At 55.0% G+C, this 16,306-nt stretch carries 17 protein-coding genes, 1 other RNA gene and 2 pseudogenes; 8 read left to right on the forward strand and 12 right to left on the reverse strand.

Translation table 11 applies throughout. From position 1 onward, the window contains the following. The first annotated feature begins 8 nt into the window (after positions 1-8). The 4 genes from AC3ITY_RS03495 (at position 9) to AC3ITY_RS03510 (ending at position 4,742) form a co-directional block, all read left to right on the forward strand. The gene (locus tag AC3ITY_RS03495) at positions 9-353 is read left to right on the forward strand and encodes a hypothetical protein (RefSeq protein WP_489307644.1); all 345 of its coding nucleotides are present in this window, start codon (positions 9-11) and stop codon (positions 351-353) included. Next, on the forward strand, positions 353-790 hold the full coding sequence (locus tag AC3ITY_RS03500) for a hypothetical protein (RefSeq protein ID WP_489307645.1): 438 nt from the start codon (positions 353-355) through the stop codon (positions 788-790). Before AC3ITY_RS03495 ends, AC3ITY_RS03500 begins: the two co-directional genes overlap by 1 nt. Positions 791-1,383: 593 nt before the next feature. Continuing rightward, positions 1,384-3,102, forward strand: a complete 1,719-nt coding sequence (locus AC3ITY_RS03505; protein WP_489307646.1) for a hypothetical protein — start codon at positions 1,384-1,386, stop codon at positions 3,100-3,102. A 266-nt stretch (positions 3,103-3,368) separates the two neighbouring features. After that, on the forward strand, positions 3,369-4,742 hold the full coding sequence (locus AC3ITY_RS03510) for an IS1182 family transposase (protein WP_489307648.1): 1,374 nt from the start codon (positions 3,369-3,371) through the stop codon (positions 4,740-4,742). A 30-nt stretch (positions 4,743-4,772) separates the two neighbouring features. Here AC3ITY_RS03510 and AC3ITY_RS03515 read toward each other — a convergent pair whose 3' ends face one another. From AC3ITY_RS03515 to gcvA, 7 genes and pseudogenes are all read right to left on the reverse strand, one after another. Beyond that, a complete protein-coding gene (locus tag AC3ITY_RS03515; protein WP_489307649.1) occupies positions 4,773-5,021 on the reverse strand; it encodes a hypothetical protein in 249 nt (82 codons plus the stop codon). Positions 5,022-5,039: 18 nt separating this feature from the next. Continuing rightward, positions 5,040-5,336: a hypothetical protein gene (locus tag AC3ITY_RS03520; protein ID WP_489307650.1), complete on the reverse strand. Its 297-nt coding sequence runs from the start codon at positions 5,334-5,336 to the stop codon at positions 5,040-5,042. Continuing rightward, the gene (locus AC3ITY_RS03525) at positions 5,333-6,313 is read right to left on the reverse strand and encodes an integrase domain-containing protein (protein WP_489310766.1); all 981 of its coding nucleotides are present in this window, start codon (positions 6,311-6,313) and stop codon (positions 5,333-5,335) included. The genes AC3ITY_RS03520 and AC3ITY_RS03525 overlap by 4 nt, the downstream gene beginning before the upstream one ends. Then, positions 6,291-6,650, reverse strand: a complete 360-nt coding sequence (locus AC3ITY_RS03530) for a hypothetical protein (RefSeq protein ID WP_489307651.1) — start codon at positions 6,648-6,650, stop codon at positions 6,291-6,293. Before AC3ITY_RS03530 ends, AC3ITY_RS03525 begins: the two co-directional genes overlap by 23 nt. Beyond that, positions 6,634-8,034, reverse strand: a complete 1,401-nt coding sequence (locus AC3ITY_RS03535) for a YfjI family protein (RefSeq protein ID WP_489307652.1) — start codon at positions 8,032-8,034, stop codon at positions 6,634-6,636. The genes AC3ITY_RS03530 and AC3ITY_RS03535 overlap by 17 nt, the downstream gene beginning before the upstream one ends. A gap of 935 nt (positions 8,035-8,969) precedes the next feature. Beyond that, a pseudogene (locus AC3ITY_RS03540) lies at positions 8,970-9,227 on the reverse strand (tyrosine-type recombinase/integrase); the annotation flags it as partial. Between the two features lie 23 nt (positions 9,228-9,250). Next, positions 9,251-10,153 carry a transcriptional regulator GcvA gene (gcvA, locus tag AC3ITY_RS03545; RefSeq protein ID WP_489307654.1) on the reverse strand — a complete coding sequence of 301 codons (903 nt, stop codon included), beginning with the start codon at positions 10,151-10,153 and terminating at the stop codon, positions 9,251-9,253. A 103-nt stretch (positions 10,154-10,256) separates the two neighbouring features. Here gcvA and AC3ITY_RS03550 point away from each other — a divergent pair. The 4 genes and pseudogenes from AC3ITY_RS03550 to AC3ITY_RS03565 form a co-directional block, all read left to right on the forward strand. Continuing rightward, positions 10,257-10,454 (forward strand): annotated as a pseudogene (locus AC3ITY_RS03550) (MFS transporter); the annotation flags it as partial. Then, positions 10,454-10,828 carry a site-2 protease family protein gene (locus AC3ITY_RS03555; protein WP_489311065.1) on the forward strand — a complete coding sequence of 125 codons (375 nt, stop codon included), beginning with the start codon at positions 10,454-10,456 and terminating at the stop codon, positions 10,826-10,828. The pseudogene AC3ITY_RS03550 and the gene AC3ITY_RS03555, both read left to right, overlap by 1 nt. Continuing rightward, positions 10,821-11,429 carry a LysE family translocator gene (locus AC3ITY_RS03560; RefSeq protein WP_489307656.1) on the forward strand — a complete coding sequence of 203 codons (609 nt, stop codon included), beginning with the start codon at positions 10,821-10,823 and terminating at the stop codon, positions 11,427-11,429. The genes AC3ITY_RS03555 and AC3ITY_RS03560 overlap by 8 nt, the downstream gene beginning before the upstream one ends. Before the next feature lie 32 nt (positions 11,430-11,461). Then, positions 11,462-11,746, forward strand: a complete 285-nt coding sequence (locus AC3ITY_RS03565; protein ID WP_411740698.1) for a helix-turn-helix domain-containing protein — start codon at positions 11,462-11,464, stop codon at positions 11,744-11,746. A 101-nt stretch (positions 11,747-11,847) separates the two neighbouring features. Here AC3ITY_RS03565 and AC3ITY_RS03570 read toward each other — a convergent pair whose 3' ends face one another. From AC3ITY_RS03570 to AC3ITY_RS03590, 5 genes are all read right to left on the reverse strand, one after another. Continuing rightward, positions 11,848-12,039: a hypothetical protein gene (locus AC3ITY_RS03570; protein WP_317851112.1), complete on the reverse strand. Its 192-nt coding sequence runs from the start codon at positions 12,037-12,039 to the stop codon at positions 11,848-11,850. Between the two features lie 1,252 nt (positions 12,040-13,291). Then, entirely contained in the window at positions 13,292-14,548 is a 1,257-nt protein-coding gene (locus tag AC3ITY_RS03575; RefSeq protein WP_489307657.1) for an integrase domain-containing protein, read from the reverse strand. A gap of 187 nt (positions 14,549-14,735) precedes the next feature. After that, positions 14,736-15,129: a transfer-messenger RNA gene (ssrA, locus tag AC3ITY_RS03580) on the reverse strand. A gap of 94 nt (positions 15,130-15,223) precedes the next feature. After that, positions 15,224-15,502, reverse strand: coding sequence for a hypothetical protein (locus tag AC3ITY_RS03585; RefSeq protein WP_489307658.1), 279 nt, complete (start codon positions 15,500-15,502; stop codon positions 15,224-15,226). A 340-nt stretch (positions 15,503-15,842) separates the two neighbouring features. Continuing rightward, the gene (locus tag AC3ITY_RS03590) at positions 15,843-16,118 is read right to left on the reverse strand and encodes a hypothetical protein (protein ID WP_489307659.1); all 276 of its coding nucleotides are present in this window, start codon (positions 16,116-16,118) and stop codon (positions 15,843-15,845) included. Between the last annotated feature and the right edge of the window lie 188 nt (positions 16,119-16,306).

Genomic DNA, 16,306 nt, shown 5'->3' on the forward strand with positions numbered 1-16,306 from the left:
GAATTAGATTGGCTGGAGAAGGTCTACCGCAGTGGCTGCTTGCATTGGTGGCCGTTGGAGGATATGTGAAGTTACACTTCTTCGCATTTAGCGGTGCTTTTGTCCTGTATGTGATGAATCGTCTCAATAATAGGCAGCCTTTCTCCTTGTTTGCAGCCCTTAATATTGATGTAGGAAATAACGGAAAGCCAAAGACAATATTTGGCGATATGGTTTTTTCATCTATGATTGGAGCCATTATTGTTCTTCCCCTAACCGGCCCAACAACCATTAGCCAGGCACTAGCAGCAGGGCTTGGCCTGACTGGAATACTGTCGGCTTACTCCAAGTCTTCTGGCAAGGAGGATAATTAATGATCGACGTGCGCGACTCGATTACTGACCTTATTTCGACACTTCACGAGAAAGCGGCGGACTACACCGTAAGGGCCGCTGACGAAGGAACTGAGGGGAAGAATCTTCTTTCTTTATCTCTCGTGGCGGGTGGCGCCGCAGCTCTCGCTTCGTCAGGCATAGCTGCAGCATTGCCCGTGGCAGCTGCCATATTTGCAGCTGGTAGTGCGCTGGGCTGGATTAAGCTTAAGAGAAAGTTAGAGGATGATCGGCTCTCTGCGTTTTTAAAAGAAAAAGCTTATGAGCTCCAAGCTGATGTGGATATAAGCAAGTTGATCACTGATATCGAGAGCTTGAAAGCTAAAATAGATGCGCTCAATGTCAAGGGGCCGGATATAAGCGAGATATCCACCAAGGTCGAGACATCCCTCAAGGAGCTCTCCGAAAGAAAAGTGTAAATTAGGCCGCCCTCCTGGCGGCTTTTTTTTCAATCCATGTCTGCACTTGTAAGAACGGGGACAGATTTGTTTTTCCTGTTCTAACGTTCCCTCATCGTCGACTGCAGCCATTGTCGAGAGGCTGTTATCGGCCGATTCTGTTGAAAAAGTCAGCCATGGTTTGCGCATCGGGAAAGTACGCGTCCGAGATTGAAATCTTTGCTTTTGGCAGAGGTTTTCGGACTCGGATTTCGCGTAGCAGCGCGCAAAAAAGCGTTTTCACCAGTCAATGATCAAGCAGTTTTGGCAGACCGACTTTTTCAACAGAATCGGCCAGAAGCGAACCTTCATGCAAGGCTGCTTTCGCCATCATCGGATTCTCGGTTGGCTAGGGCATTTGTTCGCATGCGTAATTGCGAGCCGTTCCAGTAAAACACTGAAGATATAAGCCAAAATTATTCGGTTTGCATCTTCGAATACTTGCATTACACTCAAGCGATACCTGTATCGACCTCAAAAATATGGATGGCGATACGGCAGGCATTAGCAAATGGGCAAACAAGGATCCATCAACATGCCCGCAATTTTGCATCTCATACATAGGGAAATATATAGTGAAGAAAGATACGGAAGCGCTTTTCAGATCCAGACCCTTCAAAACACGAAATGCTGATGAGTTTGAACTGTCAAGTATCTTGAATTTATATGTAAATCCTTTGTCAGGTCTTACCACTCCTTTTGACTATGAAAACTCAATTGTTAAGGGGAGGATGGGGTCTGGCAAGACTATGTACTTGCGAGCAAATTATGCATTTTATCTGTACGGCATCGTTCCAAGCTTAATCGACGGAACAGAAGACGTAGTTTTACCTGTTTTTGTTAGGCTTAGTGATTTTCAGCACATCCAAGATCCGGCCGAAATTTATAAAGCAATAATTATAAAAATAATAGAGGAACTAACTTCTATATACCTGCACTTGGAGGATGGTATTGAACTGGCACGACTGCACTCCGGTTTTAGGGTTTTAAAAGATGAGTTGTACTCGGCGCATAAGCTTTCTAAAAGTCTGAAACAGCTTGCAAAACTAGGAAGCACAGAATACGTTGAGAGGGTAACAACGGATTTAGGACTGAAGGGTGGAGTGAAATCTAAATTTCTCGAACTTTCTGCAGAATGGAAAAACAATCACTTCACGGAAATAAAAAACAAACCCAATCCTGGCATAAAAGACATCGAAGAATGTTACCGCAATCTACTCGAAGGGCAATCCGGTAAGATTTTGCTGCTTTTGGATGAAGCAGGTTCGCTTGATAAGAAGTTTTTCCAGAATGAAGATGGTTCAGCATTCTTCGAGGTTATAATGAATCAGTTTAGAACAGCTGAATTCATTCGTACCAAAATAGCCGTTTATCCGCACTCTTATTCAGACATCTTGACCGAAACGAGGTATGGTGATGCGGTAAGGCTTGAAGAGGGTTATGAAACTACAAGGGAGTATTTGAGGTTTCGAAAGAAGGTCATTGCTTTAATACAGAACTATTTGAATCCTAATTCGTATGAAGATATAAAATACAACATCTCCGATGTCTTTTCTGTAAGTGCGGATGATTACGGCGACTGTTTGGAGCAGTTGATATATTCATCGCAAGGAAACATGCGGAGGCTGATGCAGCTCATCGATTCGTCAATGAGTGTAACGTATCGGGACGATTTTGATAATTTACTAGTCACTAAAGAGTGTGTCTTTGAGGCTTTAAAAGAACATGCGGATGGTATTGAGTCTTTATTCAATGCCCAAGAGCGAGACTTTTTGGATGTGCTGGTGAGTGTTTGCAAGTCTCGACGAGCTTACAAGTTTACGTTCCCTAATATGTCTCCAGTTCTATACAAGTATACTGGAAAATCGAAAGAGCATAATATAATAAATGTTGTTGAGTTAGGTTCTGGGCGGCGCAGCACTATATATGCTTTTGATTACGCCTATTCCGTACTAAAGGATGTGCCTACGCATTACGTGGAAGGGACAGAGAAAATAAATAAAGATAGAACATTAAAAGACGGTATATGGATTGGGCGGGTAGCGCAGGTCAGTAGTGATCTTATCGAGCAGGCATCGTTGCCGGGCAAAATAGAAGGAAAAGTTTCATTCATACATTCGGGTCGCGAGATTGGATTTTTATCTTGCGACAATAATGTAAAATATTTTTACAGCGTTGATTCCTTAGTCGAGTCTGATAAAAAGAAAATTTTACGCTTAGATGCCAGGGTCAGATTTTATCCTGCGAATAGCGGGGATAGTAAAATTGCAACTCAAATTGAAGTACTGACGTAATGCGAACATATAAATATTGGTGAGTTTTCTAGCAGTCGGAGTTTATCTTGGTGAACATGCTTCGCTGCTGGAAAGCTTGCCAGACAGCCCAGTGAGAGGTTAGCTGATGAGCGAAAGCCCATTCACAATCCGCACTCAAGGGAGTGAAGTGCCTGTCGCTTTGTACATCTGCGATTGACCGCTTTTGGCCGATTCTGTTGAAAAAGTAGCTCCCCTGTCTGGCCTGCGGCAAAATCTCTGCATTGGCCAGCAGGGAAGCACGCAGCATGATGGGACAGTTATCGAGTGGGCAGGAGCGGCTGTTTTACTCGTTCAACCTTGAAGATCACATTCCCGCCAATCACCTTCTGCGCAGCATTGATCGGTGTCTTGATCTGAACGACCTGCGCCATTACCTCGCCGATTTCTATAGCCCGATTGGGCGTCCGTCGATTGATCCTGAACTGATGATCCGCATGCTGATCTTGGGCTATTGCTACGGCATTCGCTCCGAGCGGCGGTTGTGCGAAGAGGCCCATTTGAACCTGGCGTATCGCTGGTTCTGCCGGTTGAGCCTTGAAGATGAAGTCCCCAACCACTCGACCTTTTCCAAAAATCGACACGGCCGCTTTCGAGACAGTGATCTGTTTCGCTGGTTGTTCAATGAAGTGCTGCGTCGCTGCATGGACGCAGGCCTGGTTAAAGGCGAAGGCTTTGCCGTGGACGCCAGCATCATCAAAGCGGATGCGAGTCGGCAGCGTGGCGTACCGGGTGATGAACCGGTCAACTGGAGCGATCCGGCCCTGAGCACCCGCGCCGTGCGTGAGTACCTTGAAGGCCTCGATGAAGAGGCTTTGGCCGAAACGCTACCGAAGCGCCTGTCGCTGACGGATCCTCAGGCTCGCTGGACCGCGGCTCCAGGCGGCCCAGCTTTCTACGCTTACTCCACGAATTATCTGATCGATACCGAGCACGGCGTGATCATGGATGTGGAACCCACACCGGCTCATCGCACCGCTGAGGTCGAGAGCACCAAGACGATGATCGATCGGGTCGAAGCGCAGTTCGACATCAAGCCACAGCGCCTCATTGGCGACACCGCTTACGGCACCGCGCCGATGCTGGCCTGGATGGTGGAGGACAAAGACATCGAACCGCATGTGCCAGTGTGGGACAAAACCGAGCGCAAGAACGACAGCTTTTCGAGTAACGATTTCCACTGGAATGAAGAGGCTGAGGAATACCGCTGCCCGGCCGACAACGTATTGCGCAGCGAATGGCGAGCCTTCAAGAACGAGCGTTCGCACGTCACCAAAGCCAACACCATCATCTTCCGATCCCGGCAGACTGACTGCGTTGCCTGTCCGATGAAAGCCAAGTGCTGCCCGAACACTTCGATTCGCAAGATCGTCCGCAGCGTCCATGAAGCCGCTCGTGATGTGGCTCGGCGCATCGCGGCGACGCCGGCGTATCAGCGCTCTCGCCACGAACGTAAGAAGGTCGAAATGTTGTTTGCCCACCTCAAGCGCATCCTGAAACTGGATCGCTTGCGACTACGTGGCATGAGTGGCGCGTCCGATGAGTTCACGTTGGCCGCCGCGGTGCAGAACCTGCGACGTCTGGCCAAATTTACCTCTCAAGGGCCACCTGCTACGGGATAGGTGCGCCTGCACGAAGCAAAAAACCTCAAACTAACCCACTAACCGAGCTGCAAAGCTCAACGAAGGGCCGAAAAACCACTCAATGTGGTGAATAGGTTCTCCGGTGGTGGTCGTGCCTGAGTTCAGGCGAGCTGAAAATCCGACTTTTTCAACAGAATCAGCCGTTTTCGGCCTGTCACGACTAATCAGTTTGGGTTGTTTTTTGCCATTGCGGCGGTGTTTTTCGAGCAGGTTTATCCGCAAGAGAATATCCACGCTGAGATAGATGAAGGCGGGCAAGTGAGACTGGGGGGCTGCCTACCTACGACTAGTCGAGCTACCAATCAGCAATTGCCAGTCATTCCCTAATCGCTTCCAGACCAATAGAGCGGTGAGCCGATAGTAATACTGGGTGGCCTCGGAGTGATCTCTCAGGTGCTGAGTAAGAAACCAGCGCACATGCTTGAACTGCCAGGTCCAGGGATTGTCTCGCTGCCATCGCTGTTGAATAGCCGCTTGCATGATTCGGGCTTGGCGTAGGTGGCGTTGCTGGGTGGCCTTCGAACCGGTCAGTACGCCGCTCAGGAACAGCGTCATATCGAAGGGCTTGGTCACGCTCGACCTCCAATGTAGGCCGACACCACATCGATCCGGTTATGCCCGAGTTCAAGGCTAATCTGTTGCCGCGCCTGTTGATCAAGGTCGCGGTCAATGCGATAGCAGTGACCACCATTGACCGGTGCGGCGCGGCCCGTGAGCTGTTCGTAACGCTCGCAGGCGTAGGCCGCGCGCAATTCATGAAAGCCCTTCAGCCCGTGTTCATGCAGTATTTCGCGGGCGGGGAGTACGGTCTGTTGTAGGAACGCGGCGTAGCTTTCGTCTCGGGCCAGCAAATTGCGGCTACGGGGCGGCGACGCATGACGAGCCAACTGCAGCGCCGCTTTCACCGCTTCATTGGCCACGATCCATCGCGGCGCGGAAGCCCCTGAGCGGCCGCCTTTGGTGCCGTCCTGGATGTTGATGCGGCCTAAGTGTTCGGATTCGCGTTGCAAGCGTGGTAGGTCCGCGAGAATGGCTTCGCGCAGGCGCATACCGGTTGTTCGGGCCAACAGGACAATCGCGGCCACCCGCTCGTGGTGCTGTTCGCCAAGCGTCTCGAGTACTCGCTGCACCTGTTGGTGGTCTTGGCCATCCGGCGCGCGGGTGCGTACGCTCGAGCGCTGCTGACCTAACGCCTGGCTCGGGCTGGCGATCCTCATGTCCTGATCACCGCGCAGCGCCGCGAGGGTACGGTTGACGCTGCTCAAGCGGTTCTGCGCGGTCGCGATGCCGAGTTCTCCTTGCTGGATCTGCTGGCGCAGGTAAGCGGCGTAATCGTGCAGCGTCTGTCGATCGATCTGGCGCGCATCGTTGTAACCGGGGCCGTCCTCTGACCGACACCAACGCACGAACGCTTGCCAGCGATCGCTATGCGCTTTGACCGTGGCGAAGTGGCCACCGGCAAACAGATCCTTTAGCGCTTGTGGGCCGGCGTAGCTTAGCTGGCGGCCGTAGCCGAAGTTGCGACCATCACGCCGACCGACCAGTGCCATTGTCATCACCGTTTTCGTTTGTTTGTAGAAAGCGCAGCAAGGCTTTCCAGTGAGGGCTGAGCCTGTCCATCTGCCGCCAGTGCGTCGGGCGGATCAGAAGGGTGTTCTCGTGGTGTTGCAGCAGTGCCCCTTCCTCACGCAGTTGCTCGATCAGCAGGGCGAGGTGGGCAGGGTCTAGGGGTGGTGTGGCGACAGCGGCGACAGTGGCGACAACCTGCGTCGTTGCTGGCCTGGTACGTGGCGACAGGGTGGCGACAGCGGTGGCGACACACCGTGATTCTGGCTGTGGTTGATGTTGCGCCTGGTAGCGGCGCACCGCGTCATTGAGGCGAAACATGGCGGACCTCGAAAGTTTTTCCGTCGCGACTGCTCAGCCAGCGATGAGTGATCAGCACGACCAATAAAGAGGCGGTATGGTCAGCGCTCTTGCGGGCAAAACGAGGGCCGTTGCGATTGACGTCGCGGATGGTGAAGTGGGTCCAGCCTTTCTGCATCAGCCAGCGCAGCAGCCGATCCGCTTCCTCGCGTCGGCTATTGACCGGCTCTTGTTCGGTCAGGCGCTGAATCTCGGCCAGGTAGTAATCCATCAGCGTGGAGGCGCGCTGGATGTGGGCTTCGTCCAACGCACTGGCCTCTTCAACCATGGCCAGCACGCCCGCGATACGCAGTACATTCGCCGCGGCCTTGCTCGCGAAAGGCTGGACGCCAGCCAGCTCGCCGAACTCGCCAGACTGGCACTCGATGGTGTCGTGAATATCAATCCAGGCACGACGGGCACGGGAAGTCAGCTCCAGTGTGGCGGGATTGAGTGATCCATCCTGGTGAAGCGACCAGGGCTTTTGCAGCAGGGCGGTGATCCGCTGTTGGTAGCGCTGGATTTTGGCATCTCGGGTCAGGTCGATCGCCTTGTAGAGCCGTTGGCCGGCCAGGCGCTCGGGCCAACTGATCAGGCAACGGCCCAAGATGCCTTGGCCATTGATCACCGGGTCTTTGAGCAGTTGGTTGGCCAGGTAGGGCTGTAGCATCAGATGTAGGCTGAGGCGGCGGTCATAGGCGCGCAGGCTTTCTCCGGCCATGGAGCGTGCCCGGTCGATCGGGCTGCCATCCCACAGCGTCGACAAGGTGGCGATCGCCTTGAGTCGGTTCTCTTTGCTCATGGTGCTACTGCCCAAGAACTGGCCGCCTTCATCATTGAACAAGCCCATGCTGGGCAAGCCCTGGCACAGACTTTTGACCAGGGCCTCAATGGTGGGCTCGGCAATGATCAGTCTCGGTGGTACCGGCTCGGATAGCTCACCGCCTTCCGTATCCGAGTGTTTCTTTGAGGTTTTGGGTTTGGCCATGATGCTGCTGGCTGCGCGATAGGCTTTGAGCCTTTCCGCATACAGGGCCCACTGCTGTCGTTCCCAGTCGCGCGCCGCCTTCAGTGCCAGCTGATCCACCGCGCTTTTACGATCACCCGAGGACGCCACCGTCAGTAGGTAGAGGGACAGCGGATAGGTTCGACCGTCGAGTTGGACATTGGCATGACCCTGGCTCACCAAGGCAGCAGTAGCCAGCACCGATTGCGCGGCCATGGCGCAGGGCACGCCGATCACCTCGGCCAGTCGTTCGACCGCAGGGCCCAACAGATCCCCGAGTGCTTCGACCGGGTAGGGCAGTGGCGCCTGCTGGTATTCCAGCAATGGTTGTGGGGGCTCGAACGCTTCGCACAGTTGCATCGCACTTCTCCTGAGACTATCGACGTCGTCCTCACTCATCCCGCCACGGTTGTTGAGTGTTATCAGGGATCAAGGCCCCTGCGACCTGTGAGGGTTGTCCACTAACGCGGGACTGGCGGCTCCTTACGACCGAGAGCCTGGGCATCACATGATCTGGCCTCCTGAACACCTCCGAAGAAGTGGGCGGGTGGAGGCTGCACTGGCTGACGAGGCCAGTGCCGCGAGATCCTGAGTCGGGTGAAGGCAGCGAGTTGATGACCGGGGCATGCCTGACTGTCAGTCAGGCGCAGTCCATTTCATGGACTGCGGCACCATCATCGGCATCGCTGTGGCGAGTGAGCATTCGGTGTTTGTCACGCCGATTGTCACGAGGGGGAAAGCCGCAAAGGCCCGTGCGAGCAGGGCTGCAGCAGGGCTGCAGCAGGGCGAGATGCGCTAAGGGAGGAGGTTGCTGCAGGGCAGTTGGTGATGAGGCAGGTAGTCTGCTGCACAGACGCATTGGAGTAGTCGGCATCCATCACAACGGCGTTGTGACCGTGCGAGCCACCGGACGCTGATCGCACTTAGGGAGAACCACCACACTGTGGCGTAGCCTTGAAGGTTCGGGCTACCTGGGCTGGTGCTGTCAGCGACAGCTATCCTCAGGGCTTGGTTTAAGCCCTGTCTTGCTGTGGGTCAACCGCTGTTTTGGGAGGCGCGTTGCGCCAGTTGAGACCACTGGAAGGCCTTGGGAATCTGTGGACTTCGGTGGCGATGTAGCCATTTGTCGTGTTTGTCGTGTGAGCCTTCCCAGCGATGAAGGCTTGGCCGGAAGAGCGAAGCAGCGAACCTGAAAGTGGCGACTGTCGCCAACACTGTCGCCACCTTCCAGCCCAGCGTCGACGCGGGTTGTCGCCGGTATCGCCGCTGTCGCCAGTAGGTAAAGGAGCTATTTGCTACCGATTGGCACTTCGACTGAGAGGTGTGATGTTGCTTTCGCCGAGAATCCATACATCAAGCATGTCTGCCCACTGCTGCATCATCTTCGTACGATCCGCCAGGTACGCCGCATGGTTATAGGTACGCCGTACCGCATTGGGCTCGGCGTGGGCGAGTTGCCGCTCGATCCAGTCGGCGGGATAGCCCATCTCGTTGAGCCGGGTACTTCCCGTGGTTCTGGTGGTGTGGGGGCTGTATTCTGAGCCAGAGTTGCCAATGATCAGGATTCGGCTGAAGTTCATAACGTGCGGGCTGTCGCGTCCTGATGGATATGGGAAAACATCCAGTCGATAAAGACCTGCGTTTCAGCCGCCGCCTCCTGGGAGACGCCGTAGTAATAGCGGGTCAATGGCAGGCGCAAGGAGGGAAACGGGCAGATCAGGCGTCTAGTGGACAAGTCCTTGCCCAGTAGTGACGCCGGGCACAGGGCCACGCCGAGGCCATCGACGGCGGCCTGCAACACCAGGTGCATGTGATCGAATTGCAGGATCGGCTGATTGCGCAATTGAGCGATGCCAGCGTGCTCGACCCAGTTTTGCCAGTCGCTGCTGCGGGTTCTGCCTGACAACAGCGTGTGGTGGACCAGATCGTGGGCGTTGTTTAATGGCACGCTTTGCAGCAGCGACGGTGCTGCGACCAGCACCAAGTCATCTTCCAGCAATATTTGTGGTTGAACATTGGACGACCATCCGGACTGTCCACGGCGGATCACCACGTCGAATGTCTCGCGCGATTGATCCGGTGGCAGGGTGCTGGTGACCACTTCGGGCTGGATATCCGGATACAGCGCCATGAAGTTCGGCAGCCGCGGGATCAGCCATCGCACCGCAAAGGATGGGCGCACGTTGATGGTCACCTTGCGCAGCGAAGCGCCCCGGGTCAGGGCGGTGGCGGCGTTGGCGATCTGCGCCAGGGCCACGCTGACTTGCTCATAAAACGTCTGGCCGGCCGGCGTGAGCAAGGATTGCCGGGTTCGACGCTCGAAAAGCAACACCCCCAGGTGTTCTTCGAGCAGCTTTATATGACGGCTGACGGCGCTGTGGCTGACATGCAGTTCTTCGGCCGCACGGCTGAAGCTCTGATGACGAGCGGCAGCGGCGAAGGCCCGGACGGCGTTCAAGGGGGGGAGGTCGGAAATCATGTGTCTAATTTAGTCACATCCGAGGTGCAATTAAAGCGTTTGTCAGCGTTCTCGCTTCACGCCAATCTGAAGGCCGCACTTTGTCTCGCCGGCCGTTGATCCAATGTCAGTCAAAAACACCCATACTGCTGATCGGGCCTCGATGCGAGCCGCGTCAATATTAGGCCTTTGTCTGCCCGCAGATACCCTGCTGTATTTGGTGTTGCCCATGCAGCCAGAGGCGTTCGGCATCAGTTTGCCGCAGGCGGGCCTGTTGCTGGCGGCCAACCGGCTGGTGAGGATTTTCGGTTACCGCTACGTATGTCCTCTCGCAAGGCCGGGCTATTGTGCACCGCACTGGCCGGGCCGGTGGCAAACCTGCTGCTGGCCGCACTCTGCATCGGTGTGCGCAACCAGGTGCAGGAACACGCCTGGTTGGTCGCGTTTCTGGAGACCTGCGTGTCTCTCAATCTATTCCTCTGTGTGGTCAACATGCTGCCCGTGATGCCGCTGGATGGCGCGACGTGCATTCAGGCCCTGAGCAGTGAGCGCGTGTGGAATTACTACAAGCACATTCAGCCCTGCCTCTATGTCACCGGCGCCGGGTTGTTGTTCACGGGTTTGTTAAGCAAGTACATCGTTTGGGCTACACAGAGTCTTCTGAGTTCCCTGCCTAGTGGAGTGATTCATGGCTAGTTACGGACTGTTTCTAATTCTGGCAACCCTGACCGTGCTCAGCCCCGGTCCTGGGGTGGTGCTGACGATTTCCAACTCGCTGCGTCACGGCTGGACCGGTTCGCTGCCCGGCATCTTCGGTATCGCGTTGGGCGCTTTTGTCGTGGCGGGTATTTCCGCCAGTAGCGTAGGGTTGATCCTGGCCACCTCGGCCACTGCGTTCACCATTCTCAAATACATTGGCGCACTGTACTTGTTGTACCTGGGGATCAGGATGTGGCGTACAAAGAGTTTTATCCCCGAACTCAAAGTCACTTCGTCGCGTCCGTGGCGTCGATTCGTCGAGGCGTTGTCGATCCAGTTGCTGAACCCCAAGGCCGGTTTCTTCTTTCTCGCAGTATTCCCTCAGTTCATCAAACCGGAGGGTAACTACTACAGCCAGTTCTTCTTGCTGGTGTCGTCCTATAGCTTGCTCGTCGTACTGGTTCATACCGGATATGCCCTCATGGCCAACGGCGCAAGAGGCTGGCTCTCCACGAACAAGGGCGCCAGGATTGTCGGTAAACTGTCGGGTATCACCTTCTTTTGCTTTGGCGTGCTGATGGCTTCAGCCAGCAAATAAACAGACTTGAATGATTTAACCAAGGAGGCTTCATGGCCAGAAAGGCAATCAACTTTTTACTATTGGACGAAGACCGCGAGCGACTGAAGAAAATCGCCCGTTCCGGACTTCTGCCGTATAGAAGTGTCACCCGGGCTTCGATTCTGCTGTTACTGGAAAGCGGACTCTCCCCCAAGGAAATCAGCTTCCGGCTGAACATCTCGGCACCGGTAGTGTTCAAGTGGCGTAGCCGTTACTTGGCGTCCGGTATCGATGGGTTGGAGGATCTTCCTCGCAGCGGATTGCCGAAGGTGTTGCCGATGGTCGTGGGTGGATAACGCGCTTCGGTATCGCTCAGACGGGCTCTTGAGGCGCAATCATTCGGGTTTTTGGTGAGCCGTTTGAGTTGTGCTGGAAGATGTCCTGTGGCTGTCCCTTGTCATTGAAAAACACTGCCCGATCCCCGCCGAGTGCCTTTTCCCAGACGCTTGTAGATCAGTTTTACAGTGAGCAGATAGTAGTACCGAGTGGATGGGGTGTGATTTTCCAGATGCCGATCTATAAACCATTTCACGTGTTTGATATTCCAGTTCCAAGGGGTGTCTCGTTTCCAGCGTTTTTGAATCGCCATTTGCATGGTCCTGGCTTGTCTGATATGGCGCCGCCGAGTGGCATATGAGCCGCTGAACACTCCGCTGAGGAATAACTTCATGTCGAAGGGGTTGGTAACTTTCGGCCTCCGATGTAAGCAGAGACCACTTCAATTCGGTTGGCACGCCCATCACCTCGGCCATGCGTTCGACGGCTGGTCCCAGCAGATCACCGATTGCGGCCACCGGATAATCCAATGGCGCCTGGCTGGCCTCCAGCAACGGTTGCGGCGGTAGTCGCCATGTTGATTGCAGCATCACCTGTCTCCTGTTCTCCCAGTGTTGTCCTCACGTTCCCGCCACGGATGTTGAGTGTTATCAGGGATAGAGGCCCCTGCGGCCTGTGAGGGTGTTCACTGACGCGGAACGGACGGCTCCTTACGACCAAGAGCACGGGCATTCCCCATCGATCTGGCCTCCTGAACGCATCTGAGGATGCGGGCGGGTGGAGGCTGCACCGGCTGACGAGTCCGGTACCGCGAGACCATGGGCGGGACAAGGCATCAACGTTGCGAGCGGGGCATGCCTGACTGTCAGTCAGGTGCAGCCTGTCCTGGGCTGCGGCACCGTTGCCAGCGTTAATGCGAGAGGTGTCGAATCGGTTTTGTCATGCCGATTGTCACGCGGTGAAGTGCCACAGAGCCCGATCAGGCGTGGGTTGCAGCAGTGGGATGAGCGCCCGTCTCTTTAGGGGGCAAAGAGACGGGCAATAGGTTGGCGCAAGAAATGGCCAAGCGAATAAGTTGCTGCAGAGCAGCCAGGAGGGGGCATGAGTTGCCGCAGTGGGCATTCTGGAAGAAGTGGCATCCATCACATCGCTGTGACCGTGCGAGCCGCCGGACGCTAATCGCACTTCGGGGAGAACCACCACGATGCGGCGTAGCCTTAAAGGTTCTGGCTACCTGGGTGCTGTCGAGGACAGCGCTTGTACGGTTCTGGTTTAGTGCTCGTTTTGCTCGCGGTCAACAGCATTTTGGGGGCGACTCTTGCGCAAATCGGTAGCGCTGGAAGACCTTGGAGACCGGTGGTTTTCCATGGCCGGGTGGTCGTTCGTCGGTTTTTAATGTGAGCCCATGCGAGTGGGAATGCGGAGCCTTGCCGCTCGCGTGGGCTTGGCCGAAAAAGCCCCACGAGCGAGGCTTGCAACGGCGACAGTCGCCACCGCTGTCGCCAAATCAACCATCACTCCATCTGGGGAGTCATTCTCGGTTACCGGCGGCGTCCGGTGAGCGCTCACCGTATCGGCACGACATTGTGGTCCCTGGTTTGATTGATCGCAGATGCCGACAGGTTGCCAGTGGCCGCTTTCTGAATGTGCTCACTCCACCAAGCCATCATCGGACGCCGGCGTTCGATGTAGTCAGCTCGGTTGTAAGCGCTTCGGACTTCGTCCTTGTCGACATGAGCCAGCGCGACTTCGATCAGCTCCGGATCCCACCCATGCTCGTTCAGGATGGTGCTGGCCATGGAGCGCATGCCGTGGCTGACCAAGCGGTCCTGGAAGCCCATGCGTTTCAACGCCATGTTGGCGGTCTGGCTATTGGCGTGGGTGCGCGGATTTCTATCTGCCGGGAACACGTATTCCCTGTGGCCGCTGAGGGGTTTGAGCGTCTCCAGTAGCGCGAGTGCCTGTTCGGTCAGCGGGATGGTGTGTGGACGACGTTTTTTCATGCGCTCCGGCGGGATAGTCCAGATGCGTTTGTCGAAGTCGATGTCTGCCCACCGGGTAGTCGCCGCTTCAGCAGGACGGGTCATGGTGTGCAGCTGCCATTCAATCAGACAGCGGGTCGTTCTTTTGATGGAGGCATTGGCGATTTCCATCATGAGCTCGGGAAGCTCATCAGCTGGTAGCGCAGCCATGTTCTCTTTCTTCGGCTTCTTGAATACCGCTCGAATGCCACTGAGGGGGTTAGCGAAAATCAGCCCGGAGTTTACCCCGTAGGTCATGATCTCGTTGAGCCGTTGGCTCAGTCGCTTCACTGTCTCGAGACTGCCTTTAGCTTCTATTGGGCGAAGCAGTTCGATGACCATCGGTGCGCTGATTTTCGAGAGCGGCGTTGTTTTCAAGTCTGGAAATACATGCAGCGTAAGCGATCGCCAAATGTCTTCGGCGTACGCCGGCGTGACGGAGTCCTTCTTCAGCTCGAACCAGGCGGTGGCCACGTTCTCGAACGTATGTTCCGTCTCCGCTCGTTTGGCTTCGTCCTGTGCATTGCGTTGCACCTTGGGATCAATTCCTTGTGCAAGCAGCTCGCGCGCTTCCACCACTTTTTTCCTGGCGTTCGCTAGTGAGAGCTCTGGGTACGTGCCCAGCCCCATATTGATACGATTTTTGGTTACCGGTTCGCGGTAGTTGAAGTTCCACAGCATCGAGCCATTGCTCCTGACTCGGAGCTGGAGGCCGTCACCATCGCTGAGGACGTAATCCTTGTCTTTGGCTTTGACTGCCTTGAGCTGGCGGTCGGAGAGGCGGAGGGCTGGAGCAGGCATGAGAGCTACCTCTGACACCGTTTTGGTATTCCAAAAAATAGCACCGGATGGCTTGGAATACCATTTGGAATACCAAAACGGCTGGAACTCAAAAAACCTCTACGGAGCCCAGTAGCGCGTAAACCCTTGATTTCACTGGATTTCAGGCACAAAAAAAGACGTCCGTGGACGTCTTTGTTTGATCATTTGGTGGAGCCGGGGGGATTTGAACCCCCGTCCGCCAGTACTCCGCTGTCGGTACTACATGCGTAGCCGTGTCTATTAAGTTAACCCTCAGCGACCCGACGGGCAGGGTGCTTTGGGCGAGTTGTGTAAGTTTTAGCCGCTTCGTCCACAACGTACTGCACGGCGATTCTGTTCTATATGACAATCACTTTGGGTTTACAGACATCCCCTGATGATTGCTGGACCCGAAGGTACCAGGAGGGAAGGGCTAAGGCTGCTTACGCAGCGAGAGCGTATTCCCCGTAGGTTTCGTCATTGGCAACTATAGGAAGTTGCAACAGTGGATTTACGAGTTCTGTTACCAACTCGGCATGCACCTAAAGTTTCGCAACCGGCGTCGAATCCTAAACGGCCCCGAGCCTGATGCTCTGTGAATCAAGTGAGCAGCAAGCCTGTACAGTGTACGTCAACGTGACCCAGAAGGCCAACCCGAAGGTTGACCACCACAGATCATGGGTTTGGTTCGTTGCTCTGTTTGTCAGCGAGTGCCAATGCCTGGGTGGCCTCGGTGACACATTTTTTGTCGTCTCCAGAGGCTTGTGAGGCTTCGGCGCTGGACATCAGTCGTTTAATCTCCATTGAGGTGTTTCCGGAGGTCGCGGGCAGCGCATTCACTTTGCCTTTGAGCTCTTGCAACTTGCTCGTACAAAGGTTGTTGTCCGCAGCAAATACAGGAGAGGCCAGCATGGCGGCAGCAATGAACAGGCCAGCGAGTGTGGTGCGTTTCATGGGTGTCTCCTTGAGCTGATGGTCTCGGTGCTGCCGTATGAGCGGACGGCCACGCCGAGCCCGAAAAATCAGCCACGATCTGATGGGGCCTACCTCAAAGACTACGATTCAACGCAAGAATTCGGTTTTTTAAGAAAACGTGTCGAGCTTTTTCCAGCGATGCGGACGGTTACACATTTCCAGACCCCGGATGCAACAAAACCCGCAATTGGCGGGTTTTGGTTTGCTTCGTATCGGATGCTGCCGGGCTTTGAACTCCCGGCTGCCGGTACCCGATTTTTGATGTGCGCCAACAAGGCCAGCCTTCGGGCCAGCCCGAAGGCTGGCCCTGAGTTGAGCGTTACTTCCCGCCTTTATGCGCGTTCGTGACGTCCATAATGGTTTGGTTGGTCTCGGCGATGCAATCATCAATACCTGCCTTGGTGCCTTTTGCCTGGTCGGCTTTGGCTTTCTTGACGGAGGCCTCCACCTGGTCAAGCATTTCCCCGGGAATCTGTGCCTTGCCGTTTTCGATGGTTTGCAGGTTGACCGCGCATTGGTCTTTTTCGGCCGCAAACGAAGTGGAAGCCATCATGGAAGCAACAACGAAAAAACCTAACAGCACAGAACGATTCATGTGTATCTCCTTGGACTGAAGGACCAGGCATTGCTGGCCATCAAAACGGTCTACCGAGTTTTAGGAAGTCCCGCATTAGCGGGTCTTGATCTGTGGACTGCGGCGGCACGTCAGGGTCCTGTTCTTCTACTGTAGAGCTTTCGATTCCGGCAAGTAGCGTTAAGGAATGCACCTCTATGCACCCTCCT

The sequence above is a fragment of the Pseudomonas sp. GL_091 genome (genome assembly GCF_057837725.1).